Annotated in this window: 12 protein-coding genes and 4 pseudogenes; 3 read left to right on the top strand and 13 right to left on the bottom strand. The window is 42.2% G+C overall.

The features are described from left to right. Positions 1 to 58: 58 nt before the first annotated feature. Entirely contained in the window at positions 59 to 415 is a 357-nt protein-coding gene (locus tag ACQ86K_RS19045) for a GIY-YIG nuclease family protein (RefSeq protein ID WP_431198556.1), read from the top strand. Here ACQ86K_RS19045 and msrB read toward each other — a convergent pair. After that, complete coding sequence (msrB, locus tag ACQ86K_RS19040; RefSeq protein ID WP_091162586.1) at positions 402 to 881, bottom strand: peptide-methionine (R)-S-oxide reductase MsrB; 480 nt, start codon at positions 879 to 881, stop codon at positions 402 to 404. The genes ACQ86K_RS19045 and msrB overlap by 14 nt on opposite strands. Before the next feature lie 122 nt (positions 882 to 1003). Next, entirely contained in the window at positions 1004 to 1564 is a 561-nt protein-coding gene (locus tag ACQ86K_RS19035; RefSeq protein WP_091162587.1) for a fasciclin domain-containing protein, read from the bottom strand. 91 nt (positions 1565 to 1655) lie between these two features. Between ACQ86K_RS19035 and ACQ86K_RS19030 the strand changes: the two genes are divergently transcribed. Next, positions 1656 to 2657 (top strand): phosphotransferase enzyme family protein, encoded by a 1002-nt coding sequence (locus ACQ86K_RS19030; RefSeq protein ID WP_091162588.1) that lies wholly within the window; start codon positions 1656 to 1658, stop codon positions 2655 to 2657. Between the two features lie 75 nt (positions 2658 to 2732). Here the strand turns inward: ACQ86K_RS19030 and ACQ86K_RS19025 are convergent, their stop codons facing one another. The 3 genes and pseudogenes from ACQ86K_RS19025 to ACQ86K_RS19015 all read right to left on the bottom strand — a co-directional run bounded on the left by ACQ86K_RS19025 (position 2733) and on the right by ACQ86K_RS19015 (position 8392). Beyond that, positions 2733 to 5468 (bottom strand): DPP IV N-terminal domain-containing protein, encoded by a 2736-nt coding sequence (locus tag ACQ86K_RS19025; RefSeq protein ID WP_431198555.1) that lies wholly within the window; start codon positions 5466 to 5468, stop codon positions 2733 to 2735. Next, complete coding sequence (locus ACQ86K_RS19020; RefSeq protein ID WP_431198554.1) at positions 5449 to 5949, bottom strand: hypothetical protein; 501 nt, start codon at positions 5947 to 5949, stop codon at positions 5449 to 5451. Before ACQ86K_RS19020 ends, ACQ86K_RS19025 begins: the two co-directional genes overlap by 20 nt. A 113-nt stretch (positions 5950 to 6062) precedes the next feature. Then, positions 6063 to 8392 (bottom strand): annotated as a pseudogene (locus tag ACQ86K_RS19015) (penicillin-binding protein 1A). Between the two features lie 214 nt (positions 8393 to 8606). On the opposite strand from ACQ86K_RS19015, the pseudogene ACQ86K_RS19010 reads away from it, so the two are divergent. Further along, positions 8607 to 9520: pseudogene (locus ACQ86K_RS19010) on the top strand (polyphosphate kinase 2 family protein). Between the two features lie 62 nt (positions 9521 to 9582). Here ACQ86K_RS19010 and ACQ86K_RS19005 read toward each other — a convergent pair. The 8 genes and pseudogenes from ACQ86K_RS19005 to ACQ86K_RS18970 all read right to left on the bottom strand — a co-directional run bounded on the left by ACQ86K_RS19005 (position 9583) and on the right by ACQ86K_RS18970 (position 19884). Continuing rightward, on the bottom strand, positions 9583 to 9819 hold the full coding sequence (locus ACQ86K_RS19005; RefSeq protein ID WP_091162591.1) for a hypothetical protein: 237 nt from the start codon (positions 9817 to 9819) through the stop codon (positions 9583 to 9585). Further along, positions 9816 to 9950 (bottom strand): hypothetical protein, encoded by a 135-nt coding sequence (locus ACQ86K_RS19000; protein WP_431198553.1) that lies wholly within the window; start codon positions 9948 to 9950, stop codon positions 9816 to 9818. Before ACQ86K_RS19000 ends, ACQ86K_RS19005 begins: the two co-directional genes overlap by 4 nt. A gap of 115 nt (positions 9951 to 10065) precedes the next feature. Further along, positions 10066 to 10926, bottom strand: coding sequence for a chitobiase/beta-hexosaminidase C-terminal domain-containing protein (locus ACQ86K_RS18995; RefSeq protein WP_431200890.1), 861 nt, complete (start codon positions 10924 to 10926; stop codon positions 10066 to 10068). Then, positions 10906 to 12941: pseudogene (locus ACQ86K_RS18990) on the bottom strand (GH92 family glycosyl hydrolase); the annotation flags it as partial. The gene ACQ86K_RS18995 and the pseudogene ACQ86K_RS18990, both read right to left, overlap by 21 nt. A gap of 379 nt (positions 12942 to 13320) precedes the next feature. Continuing rightward, positions 13321 to 16458 (bottom strand): efflux RND transporter permease subunit, encoded by a 3138-nt coding sequence (locus ACQ86K_RS18985; RefSeq protein WP_354483846.1) that lies wholly within the window; start codon positions 16456 to 16458, stop codon positions 13321 to 13323. A 69-nt stretch (positions 16459 to 16527) separates the two neighbouring features. Further along, positions 16528 to 17516, bottom strand: a pseudogene (locus tag ACQ86K_RS18980) (efflux RND transporter periplasmic adaptor subunit). 134 nt (positions 17517 to 17650) lie between these two features. After that, positions 17651 to 18925 (bottom strand): TolC family protein, encoded by a 1275-nt coding sequence (locus ACQ86K_RS18975; RefSeq protein WP_431198552.1) that lies wholly within the window; start codon positions 18923 to 18925, stop codon positions 17651 to 17653. Between the two features lie 173 nt (positions 18926 to 19098). After that, positions 19099 to 19884 carry a nitrilase family protein gene (locus ACQ86K_RS18970; protein WP_091162596.1) on the bottom strand — a complete coding sequence of 262 codons (786 nt, stop codon included), beginning with the start codon at positions 19882 to 19884 and terminating at the stop codon, positions 19099 to 19101. Positions 19885 to 19891 lie beyond the last annotated feature (7 nt).

Raw genomic sequence — 19891 nt, 5'->3', positions numbered from 1 at the left:
AATTTTATGCTCATAAAGTTAGTAATAATTATCTGTTCACCAAATTTTTTATCATAAAATGAAACGTTTTGTTTATATCATTACCGACAGAAACCGTAAAAATCTGCATGTAGGCTTATGTTCAGACCTGATGAAAACCATCCAGTTTTACAGCGAAATGCCAACTTTGTTTTTCGATAGTGCGCAACATCTTAACCGTTTGGTTTACTTTGAGGAGATCAATACCGAAGAACAGGCTATGGAACGTTTTAAAGTGGTGAGCACTTATACCCGTCCGCAAAAAGAAAAAATGATCAGATCTGTTAATGCCGACTGGATAGATTTGACCATTGGGTTAAAATATGAGCAGGGCTTACGTGTAAGGCCGCAGCTACGCCCGTCATTAAATGCGAACCGCAGGGTTATGGCTTTTTAATAAATTTTAAAGCCCCTGAGTTCATGCAGTACCTTTTGCCGCCGCGGTTGGCAGGCCCGTCATTAAATACGTGGCCAAGGTGTAAGCCTGTACTTTTTTCAATAACTTCATCACGGCTCATGCCGTAGCTGTTATCAGTAATTATTGCTACTTTTTCCGAGTCGACAGGTTTAACAAAACTTGGCCAGCCCGTACCGCTATCAAATTTGTCGTCGGAGGTGAATAGCGTGTCGCCGGTTGCGGCACTTACGTAAACACCTTTTTCATGATTGTTCCAATACTCGTTCTGATAGGGTGGCTCGGTGCCGCTTTCAACCATAATGTGATATTGGTTGGATGTAAGTACTTTTTTCCATTCAGCGGCAGGTTTGCTCAGTTTGCGTTTAGTATCCTGTCCATTGGTATTTTGGCATCCTAAGGCCGTAAGGATGCTTAAAGCTATCACTGTTAAGATGAGTGTTTTCATAACCCATTATGTTTTGATGTTATCTTAATTATAGATGCTGCCTTTTTATTGTCGGAAACTACTATATGCTATAACTCAAATACGTAATTTTATTATATGAGGATTGTCATTTGGCAGTCTGTTTATATGAGCTTCTTTTTAGGTACCAGTACTTTATTTACCAGATGTACTATGCCGTTGTTTTGTTTAATATCAAACTGACTGATCGTACTTTTACCTCCATTGCCATCAATCAAAACGATATTGCTGTTGCTATCTATTTTAGCGAATAATTTACCGCCCGAAAGTGTGGTAAATGTGGCTATGCCTTTTCCTTTATTGATCTTTTTCTGAATGTCTCTTGCCTTTAGCTGCCCGGCAATGGCGTGATAGGCTACTAAATCTGTAAGTTCCCAAATATGCGCAGGTTTGGCAAGGGAGTCGAACTTACCGGTAGGCATGTCGCTAAACCCGCCATCAACCGGTACAAATACGGTGATAGGCCCGCGGCTTGTGTAAGTGAGTGCGAGGTTTGTTTTTTGAATGAAAAAATAAAATGTATGCGTATTGGGCGCTACAGATATGTTTTTTACAATATCATTGGCAGGAATCATTGTTGTTGTATTACTGCTTTTGCTGCCGGTTTGGGCCAGCAATAATGCCGGGCAAAATACAATGGATATTAACAGCAGTAACTTTTTCATAGTGTGTAGGTTATAGGTTAAACATACAAAATATAAATAGGTTTTAAAATGGATAGCCAGCTTGTAGATTATAAGCTACCTTTGTTAACCTATGGAAATCTTCCCTACGCAATACTCAACCTTATCATCAAAAGCACTAAATATAAAACTTCAGGAAAGTTATGGTTTAAGCCATACAACATGCCGGTTATTGATACGCAATGTGAGCGACACTTATATTATAGAAAATACAGCCGAAAAGTACATTTTTAAGATTTACAGGGATGCGCACCGAAAGCTGGAAGAGATCAAGGGCGAGGTAGAGCTGTTAACTATCCTGTTTGAAAAGGGCGCCAAAGTATCAAGGCCAATTTCTGATATATGTGGCGAAATGTTGCAGGTTTTCAATGCTGCCGAAGGGATTCGTTATGGCGTGTTGTTTTCGTGGGCACAGGGAGGTGTTGTTTCTGCTCTTAGTGAGCAACATCTTGAAGTAATAGGTATGGAGATGGCAGCCATACATAACATTGCCTCTTCAATTGAACTTAGCCATCAGCGTAAAGCATACTCAATGAATACGGTTATAATTGATCCCATCAAAGTTATTGAACCTGCATTTGCCGGACTTGAAAACGAGTATGAATATCTGAGAAATACTGCTCTCGATGTAATCGGCCAATACAACCAATTTGACGGGGAGTTCAGCTGTGGATATTGTCATTTTGATTTTCTCCCTAAGAACTTTCATTTTACCAACGCAGGTGAGATCACTTTTTTTGATTTCGATTTTGCAGGGAAAGGATTATTAGCTTACGATATCACCTCTTTTTTTATTCACTATTTTATGGAGGTTACCTACGGAAAAATTACAGAACAACAGGGACGCGATGCATTCAAAGCCTTCATTGCAAATTACCGTAAAGTTAGGCCATTATCAGATAAAGAAATTAATGCCATTCCATATTTAGGATTCGGCTTTTGGGTATTTTATCTTGGTTTCCAGTATGAAAACTTTGATGACTGGTCAAATTTCTTTTTCGGGCCAAAATTTTTAAAGGATAGGGTCGCGCTAATTAAAAAATGGATGGAGACAGCTCATCTTTTATTGTCATAGCTTATTGTTAGGCAATATAAAACAGAAAAGCGGCTGCATAGCCGCTCTTCTGTTTTATCATCGTAATAAGTACTATTACCAACCTGGTGTAAAACCTAAACCAAACAACGGTTTTTTAACATCGCTGCGGTTAAATGGAACAGCCAGGTAAGGCTCTAATATAAAAGCACCAAATACGTTAATTCGCAGGGAAATACCGGCACTCAATGCCGGTACCCGACCGTAAATGTTTTGTGTTGTAGTAGTGCCGTCAGAATTTATAAAGTCCTGCTGACCAATCACCGGCGGATCTTTCTGAAAATAGATATGATCACCAGAATTCCAGGCTAAACCTGCATCAAAAAACAAGTTAAGATCGGTAAACAGGAATTTGGATTTAATAGCAGCCAATTTTTCGGGACCGGTAAATGGCAAGCGCACCTCAAAGTTAAATACAGCCAAACGACTGCCTGATAATTGGTCGATAGTAAAGCCGTTGGTTGTAGCCTTACCGTTATTATAAAATGTTTGCCCTTCGTAACCCCTGATATAAAAAGGATAACCCACAAATAATGGATAAAGCCCTTTATCATCGCCGAAACGGCCTGTAGCAAAGAACCTGGCCGCAAAGGTTACCGGTGCGGTACGTACGTATTTCCTTACATCAATTGTTGGTGCAAAGAACTTATAGGTGCCGAAATTATAACCGGCTTCCAGCCTGTACCTGAAACCATTTAACGGTGCTGTAACACCAAAAAATGAGTTGTCGCCAATTAGCGCGGTTGAAAGCGTTAAAATGGAATATGATTTTAAGTTATAGAAATAAGTGGAACCGTAGTTTTGATTAAGGGTTGCAGACTCTTCTTCGTTAGGGATTTTTTTCCTGTCAGACGTAATATAATTACCTATGCCGATTTGCTGTTTGCCATTTACTACTGCAGTATCAAGCAGGTAATAATCGCTGTAACGGTCAACACGGTAATAGTTGTGTGAGGCTGCTCCGCTCACTTCAAAGCGTGTTGTCCTGGAAATAGGGTATGAGGTAAACACCCTGCCCGCATCCTCAAAATTGCGGATAATGTCAATGTTATCAGAATAAACGGTTTGATTTTTACCGCCCACATTCCTTACCGGGTAGGTGGTTGTATTGAAGCCGAACTGGTAAGGGATGTGAGAAACGCCCACACCAAGGTTCCAGCGGCCGGTTTGGTTTACATAAGTTACCGCAGCGCCTGAATCATAGATCTGCCCGTTCACCGATGCTGCTGCAAAGATCTGGTTGCGGCCCAAAATATCACTAAATACGCCCTGGATCCCGCTTGAAAGACTTGTGCCATAGAAGTTACTTACACCAACACCAATGCCGCTTCCTGCAAGGTAATCGAGCTTGAATTTTGAGCGAAACGGAATAGCCTTAACCGAATCAGTCGGGATTTTACGATAGGCCAAAAAGTTGTTCAGGTTAGAGTTGATCAGGTCGACGCCAACGGAGCGGTTTGGCGGCAGCGTGCCTGCTGCAAAGTTGACTTCACCCGGCTGCACAACAACAGGAGTAAAGTCGGACGCTTTGGCGTTATAAATGGAATATTTTTGCGCACGATAGTAAGAGTAAACCACGTCATCATGATTGGAAATACTTAATGCTGGTGAATATTCCGTAATGCCAGAGATGCCCGTGAACAGGTTTGTCATTTGTTCTATCTGACCCGACGCGATAGTATAGCGGTAAAGGTTACGGAAGCCATCACGGTTTGACAGGAAGTAGATCTGCTTGCCATCGGCTGAGTATTGCGGGTTCAGGTTGTTAGCGCCGTTAAAAATTTTTATGTCGGTTACCTTTCCCGTTGCCAGATCAAGTTCGGCAAGGTTGAAAGGGATGTCCTGTTCAAGGCTTTGGTCATAGGTGGTCCTATCGCTTGAAAAAATGATCTTTTTACCATCCGGCGAATAGCTTGGTTGGTAATCAGAAAACTTATCGTTAGTAAGCTGCGTAATCTTTTTGGTATCGAAGTTATAAGAATACAAATCGCTCTGCCCTTCAACCAATCCCTGGAAAACAATATCCTTGCCATTGGGCGACCATGAAACGTTACTGAACTGACCTACCTGCTCCATCGAAATATCGTCAATTACATTGCCGCTTTTCAGGTCAACTACATCGAGCCTGTTACGCCCTTTGCTAAATACACTAAATGCGAATTTAGTTCCATCGGGCGACCATGCACCTGCCGATTCGATGAAGTTAAACTCATCAATATGGGTGTTGGATACCTTACTCGTGAGTTTTCGTAATATGCGCCCCGATTTAGCATCGGCCAAATAAAGATCAATACTGAATAAACTTTTGGCCGATAGAAAGGCAACATATTTACCATCGGGACTAACGGACGGGGCAACCACAAGGTCGCCACCGTTTTTACTGTCAACCAGTTTGATGCCTTTAGGTGTTTGAGTGGTATCCTTTAAAAAGGGTTTATAGGTAGCCTCAATAGAATTTTTCCAAAGGCGGGAAAGGGTTCGGTCATCATAACCAAACGTACGCCTGATGCCATACTCTAAACCAAATTTAGCCGCGTTTTTAAAGAAGGGTATTATAACCGTATCACCATAAGTTGAGCCTATGAACGACCAGAATGCCTCGCCATAACGATAAGGGAAGTATTTGCTGCTTTCGGTAAGATCACGAACGGTAGGGATATCATGGTTCAAATATGCGTCACGCATCCACATGGCTGTATAGCTGTCCTTTTTACCTAAGGACAGGTACTCGGCCATACCCTCTATCATCCAAAGCGGAATGTTGTTTATATTTTCATATTCGGACGAGATCATGCCCCAGCAATAAACGGTACTGGAAAGCGTGTACCAACTCGTGCCCGATAACGTGCCTCGTGGTTTGGTTAGTTTCCATCACCGGCATTACCACCCGATTTTTAAGGCCTTCGGTAACACCGCCGGTACCTACACCGATCTCGCCATCAATAGCGGTTGTTTGCTGAAAATCGGGATGGTTGGCATATAGTATTATTGGATTGGCATGCTTAAATGTGTCCCTGAAAACCTGTTGATGGAGCGTATACCAAAGTTCACTTTCCTGGGCAAAGCGTTTTACCATACTATCATTTTTCAGGTAATAGTAAATCTCGAAGTGAGGGGTTTTATAAACGTTAAATTTAAGGTTTTTGTACCTCACCTTGTTTTGGCCAAAATATTGCGCCCTGGCATTGATGCTTATCAACAGCGAGCCGACAAAACAAATGAATATAATAGTGTGCTTTTTAACTCTATTGAAAAGTGAGTAAACTTTATTCATATATTATTTAACTAAATAGATATGGCTAATTTAATAAAATAAGGTTGTTCTTAGTTCAAAAAACAACCTTATTCATTTTCTCTTCACAGTATGAAAAAAACGCCTCTACCTGTTTACCGTTGGTTATTAGGCGGTGTGCTTTCCGGGTTTTCCGGATTGTTTTCCTGTACAGGTGTTACGCCCGTTGTATCAATAGGGTTGCTTATGCTATCAGTTGAAGTTGTATCTTCTTCAATATGCGGCGATGGGCAATTATAAGTTTTGGTGATCTTGGTCCATGGTTTGGGGAATGGTCCGTAAGTATAACCTAACGACTGATCGGCATATACTTTTTCCATAAACCTGCCGAAGATAGGCAACGCCGTATGTGAGCCTTCGCCGGTTTCGGATGTGGTAAAGTGTACTGACCGGTCATCAGCACCAACCCAAATGCCTGTTACCAGATCTTTGGTGATACCCATATACCAGCCATCCACATAATCGGATGATGTACCGGTTTTGCCGCCTATCTGGTTGTCTTTTTTCCAAAGGCCGTTGTATTCCCACAGCGCCTGTGAGGTTCCGCCGGGTTCTTCCATCCCCCCACGGAACATGTAAAGCATCAGCCAGGCAGTTTCCTCGCTTAACACTTTCTCGGTTTTAAGCTTAAACTCCTGTATCACATTGCCTTGCTGATCGGTGATTTTAGTGACCAGCAACGGATCCAATTTTTCGCCTTTGTTAAGAAACGTACTGTAAGCTCTAACCATTTCATAAACCGAAACATCATTTGAACCCAATGATACCGACGGAACTGACTTCAAAGGGCTTTCGATGCCGCAGCGGTGAGCATATTCCACAATTTTATCCCAGCCCACTTTTTCGGTTAGTTGTGCTGTAATGGAATTTACAGATTTACCCATAGCCCAGCGCAGTGACATTTCACGATAGGAGAAATGGAAGTCGGCATTGTTAGGCTCCCAAACTTTGTCCTCGCCATTGTCTTTGTACTTGATGGATACCGGCTTGTCGGTAAACTTATCGCAAGGGGTAAAGCCATTATCAAGCGCTGTTAAATAGGCAAATGGCTTAAAGGTGGAGCCTGCCTGTCTGCGGCTTTGGTTTACGTGATCGTAATTAAAGAAACGATGATCGATACCACCAATCCAAACTTTTATTTTACCGGTTGATGGCTCCAGTGTCATCATGCCGGTGTTCAGGATCTTAGCGTAATATTTTATAGAATCTATAGTAGAAAAAGTAGTGTCCTGTTCTCCGTGCCAGGTAAACACAGTCATCCGCTTTTTCGTTTTAAAGTAACCCTGGATCTTTATCGTATCACCGCCGTATTTTTTTCAAGTAGCTTGTAAATAGGAAGCCTTTGTTCGTTTTTGAGAATGAAATCTTTGATCTCAACGCCTTTTGAATCGCGCCACGGATTTTTGTTTCCCCAAAGGTTATAGAAGCGTTTTTGTAGCATCTTCATTTTTTCGGTAACAGCTTCTTCGGCATATTGCTGCATCTTTGAGTCGATGGTGGTGTAGATCTTCAGACCATCCTCATAAAGGTTATAATCATTTTCCTTACACCATTTGTCCAGCCATTTCTCAACGGCGCGGCGCAGGTACGAATCGCCGTGGGAGTCGTCTTCAACATAACTCAGGTCGAGCCCGAGGGGTAACGCGACGTTACTTTTATACTGGTCGGCAGTGAGGAACTTGTATTTTTCCATCTGTCCCAATACCGTATTGCGCCTTTCGGTAGCACGCTGCGGATTTTTAATGGGATTGTAGCTCGATGTGGCTTTCAGCATGCCAATAAGTAGGGCTGATTCGGAAGGATTTAAGGTGCCTGGCTGCTTATTAAAATACTTTAACGATGCTGTTTTAATACCGTACGAATTATTGCCGAAGGGCACGGTATTGAAGTATAACGTCAATATTTGCTGCTTGTTGTAAACGTGCTCAATTTTAAAAGCGGTAAGCCACTCCTTGCATTTATAAACAATAGTGTGCAGCACCGGGATATGCTTAATGACGCCCTGCGATTTCTTTTTACGCGTTTCAAAAAGGTTTTTGGCTAACTGCTGGGTTATGGTACTGCCGCCGCGGCGGTCGCCTTTGGCTGTTGAGAGCACACTGGTAAAAAAGGAGTAAAAATCTACTCCGCCATGACTGTAAAACCGCACATCCTCAGTTGCCACAAGGGCGTTTATGAGGTTGGGGGAGATCTCTTTAAATTCAATTGGTGAGCGGTTCTCCTTGTAATACTGGCCTATAAGTTTGCCATCTGCAGTGTAAACTTCCGATCCTACCGAAAGTACCGGGCTTTTAATGTCCTGCATGTCAGGTGAGTATCCGAAAAGCCAAAGGAAATTAAGCTCAATAGAACAAAAGAAAATAATTACGAAGTAAATGAATATGACAAAATATCTCAGAAACCGGTTGCGTATACGTCTGAACATTGGGTAAAAAATGTAAAATTATGACACTATATCATAGTGCAGTTTAACAAATATAAACAACGTAAAATAGACAGGTAAATTTTAGGTTAACGCTGGCATAATACATATTTATGATGTGCAAAGTACACAATAAATAAATCAAAAGCTGTTTGGATAAAAAAATCGCCTGTTGAAGGTTGCAACGTATATTTGAAATCAAGTTGCTAAAACTTTAATGTTGTTTTTGTACTTTGTATGGATATCTATTTATATGAAAAGTTTGACAGAGCAATTTAAGGTACCAAGTAATACCAAATTTTCGCTGAGTGATCATGATCCTGCATTTAGCTATGGTTACGAAAAAGAAGATGCCGGGTCTGTTTTGGATGAACTGATAGCTGAAACGTCTAAATTGGAGGCACAACTGTATGCCTCAAATAGTTATTCATTGCTTATTATTTTTCAAGCGATGGATGCTGCCGGAAAAGACAGCGCTATAGCGCACACCATGTCGGGCATAAATCCTCAGGGGTGCCAGGTTTACAGCTTTAAACAACCCAGTTCAGAAGACTATGATCACGACTTTTTGTGGCGGCATTACAAAGCCCTGCCCGAAAGAGGGCGTATTGGTATCCATAACAGGTCGCACTATGAAAATGTGCTTGTCGTTAAAGTCCATCCCGAACTTGTTTTAAAGGAAAATAATCCAACGATAAAGCAAGTAAAGGATATTGACAAGCAGTTTTGGGAGCAACGATATGAGAGCATCCGCAATTTTGAAAAGCATATCTGTAACAGCGGCACTGTTGTGATCAAATTTTTCCTGAATGTTTCAAAACAGGAGCAAAAGAGGCGGTTTTTAAAGCGAATAGATAACCCCAAAAAAATTGGAAGTTCCAGGCCGGCGATATTGCGGAACGGGAGCATTGGGATGAGTATATGAAAGCTTATGAAAAAGCCATTAACGAAACCGCTACAGATGATTGCCCCTGGTATGTTATCCCGGCTGATAAGAAATGGTTTACGCGCATCGCGATATCAACTATAATTAGGGATACCTTGAAAAAGTTGAGGCTGGAGTTCCCTGTTTTGCCTAAAGACGAAATGGAAAAACTACAGGAGGCTAAACATTTGTTAGAAAAGCAATAACGGAAATCTTAAGACTTACGAAGTTTTTGAAACTTCGTAAGTCTGCGATGGCATTCTGAATCTTAAATACCCGAAAACATATTTTGTGCGGGCTCTCCAATAAGCGGCATCGGTTTTCTTTCGCCATTAACAGCACCAATTAAGCCGATAACCCATATGATCAGTAAGCCTAAACGTATAATCCAAAGGATTGACGCACCTATGAATATTCCTGATGTTACAAAGGCCATGCCTATAATAAAACCGGCAAGCCATGAAATTACGATTGAAACCAGGTGAAACAATAGTGTTTGTCTCATCTGGTAGGCTGCCAGCGGTGTTTTATTGTTGGTTTATAATGCAAAATAGGCAATAAGCCACCCGATAAGTGTAAAATAACTAATGATGCCGGCGGTCTTCCGTCGTCAGAGGTAGGTTTGTAATTTTCCATGTGTGGTAAAGTTTTTTGTATAAAGCTAACCGTTTAAAAATGAAATAGTTTTATTCATTTTTAAATGATTAGCTATGGCAAAACTTCAATCATTTGCATATACACACATCTAAAATCACTCCACGGTTATCTCATCAGCAAAAATGTAGGACTGGCTGCCTTTATTCTCATGCCAATCTGGAAGCGGGCCGTATTGCTTGGCTATCAGTTTAATATAACGGGCATTGGTGTTTAACGGCGCGGTAAATTCCTGGGTTTGCACGTTGGTATCTTTAATATCAACTTTGGTGTTAACGGTGGTCGCCAGTTTGTAAGTTTTGCCATCATTTGATGTCCAGAACTGTACATATTTAGGGAACACAATCCAGGCGCGGCTATCCTGCAAGGTACTGACGCTGATTTGTTTGATGGGTTTAACGGCGCTCATATCAACAATGGCTATAAAATCCTTTCCCTGGTAACCCTGCCAATTGCCTAAACGCCAGTTGGTAGTGCCGTGCTGTCCATCAATTAATGATTCATCGCCTTTTGCTGCGTAATTAGGCAGGTATTTATTCAGTATAGTTAGCTTAATATCGTTGCGGAGTTTGATGAAACTTGCCTCATCAACAAAGCTGCTTTTGCCCTCCTTTATCGCGATAGCTTTTACCGTGATATTATCGCTAATAGTAATTGGCTGTGTATAAGGCGTTGACGATGCAGTAGGAGCAGAGCCATCGAGTGTGTAATAGGTTTTTGCATCGGTATCCTGATCTTTGATTTCAAGGCTGAAAGGCTGTTTGAATGATTTAGCAGGTGCAATGATATATGGGTTAGAAATAATCAGGTTATCCGTAATTTTTGAAACAGGTTTTTCCGGGTCCTGGGTAAAGATCTTATTAGCCAGCCTGCCGGTAAACACTTCAAAATCCCCGCCTTTGGTAATATCATCGTAGTTGATAAAAAGCTTACTGTATACCTTTTTATCAAGGTTCATGCCTTGCAGATAGATATTGCTGCGGGTAATGCCGGCGCCGGGGTTGATAATGCTGAATTTTTTGCCGTTCTCCAAATTGATCACTGCCTTATCAAACTGCGGGATACCAATCTGAAAATCCTGCTGACCGGGTGCAATGTTGTAAATTCCTAAAGAACTCATCACATACCAGGCCGACATTTGCCCGCAATCCTCATTACCGGCTAAACCATCAGGTTTGTTGCTGTATTCTTCCCGCAAAATACGGCTCACATAAAACTGGGTTTTATCCGGCGAGTCGGTAAAATTATATAAGTACGCCATGTGATGACTTGGTTCGTTGCCATGTGCGTATTGGCCTATCAATCCGCTTACATCGGGAATGTCACTGCCGCTAAGTTTTGATTGTGTACTGAACAATTCATCGAGCTTGTTTTCAAATGCCTGTTTGCCTCCCATTTTATCAATCAGTGTTTCTACATCGTGGGGTACCAGGAACGAATACTGCCAGGAGTTGCCCTCGGTATAATTGCTGTTGATCTCTGCAGGGTCGAAAGGCTCAAACCAGCCGCCGTTAGCACGTGCCTGCATAAAAGTATTCTGGTTGTTGAAAACATTTTTCCAGTATTGTGCCCGCTGAATGTATTGGGTATAGTCGTCGGTTTTATTGAGCATTTTTGCCATTTGAGCTATACACCAATGGTCATAAGCATACTCCAATGTTTTAGACACAGACGCATCTTCTTCGTCTGATTGAACTGCTCCGTTTTTGCGATAATTATCCAGCCCAAACTGGTTACGGTTTACGGCGGCTTTCATGGCGATAAAAGCTTTCTCGGCATCAAAATCACGAATGCCCTTCGCGTAAGCATCCACAATGACCGGGATTGAATGATTGCCGATCATGCAATAAGTTTCGGTACTCGCAAGCGGCCATATCGGTAATAAGCCGCCCTGATCATACATCGCCATAAAACTCTTGATAAAATCGAGCGTGCGCTTGCGGTCTATCAGCGTAAGCAGCGGGTTCTCGGCCCGGTAGGTATCCCATAAGGAAAACACGGTGTAGTAATCAAATCCCTGAGCTGTATGTACCTGTTGATCCATACCACGGTATTGCCCATCCACATCACTGTAAATATTGGGGGCAACCATGCTATGGTATAAGGCGGTATAAAATATGGTTTGTTTGATTTTAGCATAATCGGGCTGCACCACTTTTTTAGCAGGAGGAGCATAACTGTATGGGCTTGTTCCGCCTACGGGTTGGGTTTGGGTTGCCGGGGCCGGTGCGCCGCCCTCAACCTGAATTTTATTCAATTCATGGTTCCAGGCTATTTTGGCATCTTTCTGAATTTTTTTAAAGTCGAAATCAGGTATTTCTGCATCCAGGTTTTTTAAAGCACCTTCGGTGCTTACCGACGAGATACCCACCTTGCTGATTACTTCGCCGGGATTATTAAACTGCAAAAACAACTTTACATTTTTGCCCTGTGCTTTGCTTTGGCCATTTTGTACCTCGTTATTTAAAGCAATACCGTAAGTTTTAAAAGGCTTTGAAAACTTAGCGTAAAAATATACCTGCTGTTTGTCGGCCCATGATTTCGACATACGGAAACCACGTAATTCATGATCATTTACTACTTCTATCCATGAATCCAAAACCTCATCGCGGTGCTGCAGATCGATAATAATATTTGCCTTATCGGTTGACGGGTAAGTGTAGCGATGCATGCCTACACGGGTAGTTGCAGTTAGCTCAACGCCAATATTATATTTATCGAGCAGTGTTTTATAATAACCTGGTGTAGCACTCTCATTTTTTTGCTAAAGTGCGACCGATAATCTGTGTTTTTAAATTTAGGATCGCCGGTGGTTGGCATAAACAATACATCACAGTAATCAGGGACACCGGCACCGCTCAGGTGCGTGTGCGAGAAACCATATACCAGGCTATCGGTATAATGATAACCGGAACAGCCATCCCAACCCTCCAACCGGGTATCCGGACTAAGCTGTACCATGCCGAAAGGCATCACCGCACCGGGATAAGTATGCCCATGTCCGCCAGTACCTATAAATGGATCAACCAGTTGGGCGTAGTCTTTTTCCTTCTCTTTTTTCTTTTGTGCCGATGATAAAAAAGGCAGAACAAGCAACAGGGTGACCGGCAAAGCAGAGCGGAATACGGGTTTGATCAATGACATATTATTTAAAACCAATTATATGATTTGAGTGTGCACAAATTACACTAATTACCACGAATATTTACTAACAGGAAAGTTCCCTATTTTATTATTAGTATAATAAATGGTCACTAAAAACAAATAGCGACGGGCATATCCCCATCGCTATTTGTTTTAGAATAACTAATTCGTGAAATTCGATTTAATTCGAAATAATTAGTGTTCAGTTTTATCCTTTTATCATACCTACTTTTTTCAGCAGTTTACGGTTTTCACGACGGTGTATTAAACGGTACACGATTGCGTAAATAATAGGTAATATCAATAAGGTTAGTATGGTAGATGTCACAAGCCCACCTATAACTACTATAGCCAGCGGCTTCTGAGTTTCCGAACCAATACCGGTTGAGATAGCTGCCGGCATTAAACCAATGGCAGCCATCAGCGCGGTCATCACTACCGGGCGCACACGTGATATCACGCCTTGCATAATGGCCTCATCAAGGTGCATTTTTTCTTCAATGTTTTTCTTAAACACTGAGATCAGTATCACACCATTCTGAATACATACGCCAAACAAGGCAATGAAACCGATACCAGCTGATATACTAAAATTTGTATTAGTAATATGTAATGCTAAAATACCGCCTATCAACGCAAAAGGCACGTTCAGGATAACCAACACTGCATCTTTAGCGTTACCGAAGGTGATGAACAGGATCAGGAATATCACCAGTAAACACACAGGCACTACGTGCGCTAATGTATTTGATGCCCTGATCTGGTTTTCAAACTCACCGTTCCAGGTAAATGAATATCCCTGGTCAAGTTTTACAGCGGCGCCTACTTTTTCCTGCGCTTCGGCTATAGTGCTACCTAAGTCGCGGCCACGCACCGAGAATTTCACAGCGATGTAACGCATGTTGTTATCGCGGTAAATAAATGCAGGGCCGGTTAATGTGGTGATTTTGGAAATCTCTTTGATTGCAATTTTTGAACCGTTTAATGTAGGTACCATCAGGTTCTCAATTTTGCTTTGAGTATCCCTGAATTGTTTTTGGTAACGGATCCGGATATCAAATTTACGTTCGCCTTCATAAAGCTGCGAGGCTGCTTTACCGCCTATCGCCATCTCAATAACCGAGTTGGCATCGGCAGTAGACACACCGTAAAGTGCCATCTTGCGCTGGTCAAGCTCAATACGAAACTCCGGCTGACCGAGGTTTCGTAAAATACCAAGGTCTTCAACACCATGGATCTTCTTGAGCACAGCCATTACCGAGTCGGCCTTCTGATCAAGCACCTGGAAATCAGGCCCGAATATTTTTACTGCCATAGATGCCGGTACGCCGGCAACTGCTTCGGCTACGTTATCGATAATAGGCTGCGAATAGTTAAATACAATACCCGGAAACTGACTCAGTTTTTTATCCATTTCGGCTATCAGCTCTTCTTGGCTGATGCTTCGTTTCCATTCTTTTTTAGGCAGAAGGTCAACCTGGATCTGAACGTTGAAGAAACCTTTAGGGTCGGTACCGTCGTTGGTACGGCCCACTTGCGACAGGGTTTGTTTCACTTCGGGGAAGGTTGAAAGGATCTGCCTCATTTTATCAGTTACCTTAACCGAACTTTCCAGCGAGGTACTCATTGGCAGCTGCGCGGTTACCCACAGGGCGCCCTCGTTAAGCTGCGGAAGGAATTCCGAACCTAAAAACTTAGCCGAAAAGAAGGTAACCGACATAAAGGCTATTGCTACAATGAGACTCAGTTTTTGGTTACGGTAAGTGTAGCTAAACATACGGCGGATACCGTTTTCAAAGAATATCACTACCGGGTTATGCTTCTCCCTTACATTTTTGTTAAGTAAGATACTTGACAAAGCTGGTACCAGGGTAAGGGTAAAGATCAACGCGCCAAGCAAAGCAAAACCCAAAGTGTAAGCCAGCGGAGAGAACATTTTACCTTCAACCTTTTGGAAAGCGAAAATTGGTACCAAACAGGTAAGGATGATAAGCTTGGAGAAGAAGATCGCTTTACCCATCTCGGCGCCGACATTTTTGAATAGGCCAAGTTTAGCCAACCCGTTGAATTTTTGCATCCCTACTTCCTTAGCCCGGTGATCCAGCGCCACAAAGATCCCTTCAACCATCACCACCGCCCCATCTATGATGATACCAAAATCGACTGCACCCATAGAGAGCAGGTTGGCGCTCATTCCCTTTAATCGTAAACAGATGAAAGCAAACAATAATGCCAGCGGTATAATGATCGCAACAATGAGCGTTGTGCGCCAATCGGCCATAAACAAGAATACTATAACGGTTACCAATATGATACCCTCGCATAAATTATGGATCACCGTTTCGGTACAAAAATCCATCAGGTTGGTACGATCATAAAAGGTGGAGATCTTTACATCGGCAGGTAACACGCTTTTGTTGAGGTCGACAACCTTCTGGTTAATGAGCTTTAATACCTCAGCAGGGTTTTCACCTTTACGCATTACCACAATACCTTCAATAACGTCGTTGTTTTTATCCCGGCCCACCTGGCCTAAACGCGGTAAACCACCCTCTTTAATCTCGGCAATATCACGGGCCAGGATAGGAACGTTATTAACGTTTTTGATAATAATATTCTGAATTTCTTCGATATTATTAATTAAGCCAATACCACGCACTACATAAGCCTGGTCGTTTTTTTCGATGATATCACCACCTACGTTAATGTTACTACGATTAAGGGCCGTGTAAACATCAAGCGAAGTAAGACCGTATTTTTGTAACAGCGAAGGGTTTACACTCACTTCATAAGTTTTTTCCTCGCCACCAAAGCTGTTTACATCAGCTACACCGGGGATTGATTTAAACTGGCGGTCAAGCACCCAATCCTGTATAGCGGTAAGGTCATGTAAAGATTTGGTGTGGCTTTTTAGGGTGTAACGGAAAATTTCACCTGTTGGGCCGTATGGCGGTTCAACCTCGGGTTTAACACCATCGGGCAAATCGGCATTGCCAAGTCGGCTTAATACCTGTTGGCGGGCAAAGGCATCATCAACATCATCATCAAAAATAATACGGATGTATGATAAACCAAAAGATGATGTGGTACGAAGGTTAGCCTTTTTTTGTACCGAGTTTAAAACGGTTTCCATAGGGATGGTAACCATTTTTTCCATCTCTTCGGCACTGCGGCCCGGCCATTGGGCTATAATAATGATTTGTGTATTGGTAACGTCGGGAAAAGTCTCGATAGGGGTATTGGTATAGCTCCACACACCTAATGCTACCAATACCAGTGTCATAAAAAACACAAAGTAACGGTGCCTGAGCGAGAAGTATATAATATTTTTGATGAACTTGTTCATTGTAGTCTTTGTATTTTAAAAACGTAAATGCCCGGATTTAAAACCCGTCAATTTTGGTTTACCCACCTGTTAGTTGTTGCCGGCAATGGCATCATAAAAAAGCAGCTGGTTTTTTGAGATGATCTTATCACCGGCTTGCAAACCTGATGATATGTAGGTGGTGTCTTCAACGGTTTTAATAACTGCTACCTGGCGCACCTTCAAATCGTCTTTACTGTTATAAACCACTACAAAGTTTTTACTATTGTCATAAACAACGGCTTTAGCTGGTATAGCAACCGACTGCGCTTTTTCGCTGTTGGCTATTACCACACTGGTGAACATCTCCGGCTTAAGCAGCATGCCATCGTTAGGTAGTACTATTTTGATTTTCAATACCTTGTTGTCCGGATCGAGTACAGAGCTCACTGCATCAACCTTGCCGGTAAATACCTTATCCGGATAAGCGATAGTGGTAACCTTCGCGGTATAACCAACTTTAACACGGCTAATGTCTGATTCAAACACGTTTGCCCAAATCCAAACATCTTTCATGTTGGAAATGGTGAACATGCTGTTATTATTATCCGGACGGATATAGCCGCCTGCCGTAATATTTTTTCAACCACAAAACCGCTTTCAGGCGCTTTGATCACCAATGTACCGCCGGGGCTGGTATTACCGCCGCCGTTGATTGCAATCTGCTCTTTTACTTTGTTGTAGGCGGCTTCGGCTTTGTTGAAATTTTCTTTAGCCTCGGTATAATCGCGCTCGCTTGAGATGCCGTTTTTGTAGAGGTATTCGGCCTGTTCAAGCTGGCGTTTGTAAATAGCAAGGTCGGATTTTGACGAGCTCAGGTCGGTATAATTACCTGCAACATCAGCGCTGCGTACAATGGCGAGGGTTTGGCCTTTGCTCACTTTATCGCCCAGCGAAACTTTTACATCTAACACCTGCCCGCTTGAAAAAGGGAATACTTTAACAACAGTGTTGTCATCATATGATACCTCGCCCGAAAGTGTAAGCTCATTTTTTATGGTAGCGATTTTGGCAGTATCGATTGTGATAATTTTAGCCATCGAATCACTCACAGTTACCTGTTTGTTTTCAACAGCGGGAGGTGTCTTGCCTTTGCAAGCGGCAAGTAGTAGCAAAGCTGAGATGCCGGAAAACAGCGTTTCTCTTTTCATCATAGTAAGTCTTAAAAGTTTAGTCAGGATTTTATTACGGTTGTGCCAACGGCAAAATTGAGGTCGGCAATTGCTTTTTGCAGGTTGAATTGCTGTTGCAATATTTTTAATTTGGTGTCCTTATAGGTGTCAAAAAAGTCTACAAACTCCACAAGGCTTATCTGGCGCTGCTGGAAGCTCTTGAGCATTGCGCCAAACAGTTTGTCGTACTGCTCATTAAAGGAGATTTGCTGGGTTGAGAACAACTGCACGTTTAGCTTATATTGATTAACAGCAGCAACTACATCATTTTTAAGCTGGAATTCATTTTGTTTCAGGGTGCTCTCTTGGCTTTTGATATTGTATTGTGCCGACTTGATATTGCCCTGGTTGCGGTTAAACAACGGTATCGGGAAACCAATTTGTAAACCATAGTAGTGCGCGGCGTAGCTGCTGTGTTGATCGTAGGATACACCTAAGGTAACATCAGGCACTGCAAGTGCTTTCTGATAAGCGAGGTTATGGGTAGCCGAACTTAACTGGTATTGGTTTGACAGGTAGTCGGGCCTGTTGGTCATGGCCTGACTAATGAGCGATTGCACATCAAGATCAACGGTTTCAACCGGCTTATCACTTATGACAGGCTGTACAAATGTGGTTTCCTTGGTTTGGAGTAATGTTTTAAGCTCTGTTTGCAGATCATTGATCTGGCGGTTATTTTCAACCATGTCATTTTGCAAACCGAACAAAAGGGCTTTCAAACGGATGAGGTCCTTCATTGAGGTATTACCTACATCAAATGATTTTTGAATAGCATTAACCAGTTCAGTGGCCGATTTAATTTCATTTTGATAAACTAATTGTTGCGCATTCAAGGAACCTAACTGGCTAAAATCAAGCTGCAGATTATAACGCAGGTTACGCATCAAGTCATTAAAGGCGGCTTCCTGAACTTTAGCATCGTCTTCGGCTACTTTTACCTGTTTGCCGCGTTTGCCGGCAGTGGCAAACACCTGGTTTAACTGGACAAATATTTGTCCGCCTCCGTTTGAGTGGTTGAAAAATTTATTGGTGCTACCGTCATGGATATTCTGGTCGGTGCTTAACACAGGGTTGTCCCATAGTTTGGCTTGTTGAATGAGCGCCTTTGAGGCATCAACATTATACTTTTGGGCAAGCAGGCTTAGGTTATTTTCAATGAACTGTTTTTCAGCATCAGGGAAAGTGATCTTTAACGTATCTGTTTGTGCTTCGGCCTTTTGTGTTAATAAACTAAAAAATAACGGTGATATAAATAGCAGGGATTTTATAGTACGCATGTTTCCTTCTTCAATTCTACAGTACAAAAATTCAAAACGGTTATGAATTTTGTATGAAGTGAAGGAAAACTAATGGTAGAGGAACCTTGATTGGTAGGATTTAAGGATTGCCTTGGATAGAGGATGTAAAAATCTTATTAAATCAAAAAATCCTTAAATCCTATGAATCAGGGTTAGATATTGATTTCAAAATCATCCGCATCTTTTAAAAACGGTAGTGCACGGCGAACTTTTTCAACCTCATCACCTATGATACTGAAAGTGTAAAGGTCTTCTTCATCACGTTTATAGTAAACTACCTTACCGTTAGGATCGATACAGGTGGAATCGCCGCTATGGTAAATTTCGTTTCCATCGTGGCCTACGCGGTTAACTGCTATCACGTACGACTGGTTTTCAACCGCACGGGCAGGTATCAGGGTACGCCAGTGCGCAGCCCTGCGCTCGGGCCAGTTAGCAACCACAATGAGCAGATCGTAAGGATTAGCTTCTATATTACGCAGCCACACCGGGAAACGCAGGTCATAACAGATTACCGGGCAAATTTTCCAGCCGTTAAGTTCAACGAAAAGCTTTTTGGTGCCGGCGGTGTAGGTATTATGTTCCTGGCCAAGTGCAAAGAGGTGACGTTTGTCGTAATGTTCATGACTGCCGTCAGGGCGCATCCAGATTAACCGGTTGTAGTACTTGCCACCTTCTTTAATAATAATGGTCCCGGTTATCACACAATCATATTGTTTGGCTATTTTTTCCATCCATTGCATGGTTTTGCCATTCATAGGCTCAGCCAATTCGGCGGCGTTCATGGTAAAACCCGTACTGAACATTTCGGGCAGTATGATGAGATCTGTTTTTTCGCGGATCCCTCCCGATAACCTGAGGGTAATATTCTGAAGATTTTTATCGGTATTTTCCCAAAAAAGGTAGCCTTGAAAAACAGTAATTTTAAGATTCTCCATAATATTT

The sequence above is a fragment of the Mucilaginibacter sp. P19 genome, assembly GCF_050632265.1.
Lineage (GTDB): Bacteria > Bacteroidota > Bacteroidia > Sphingobacteriales > Sphingobacteriaceae > Mucilaginibacter > Mucilaginibacter gossypii.
The sequence above is the reverse complement of the archived record's forward strand: the minus strand, read 5'-3'. Positions and strand labels throughout refer to the sequence as shown.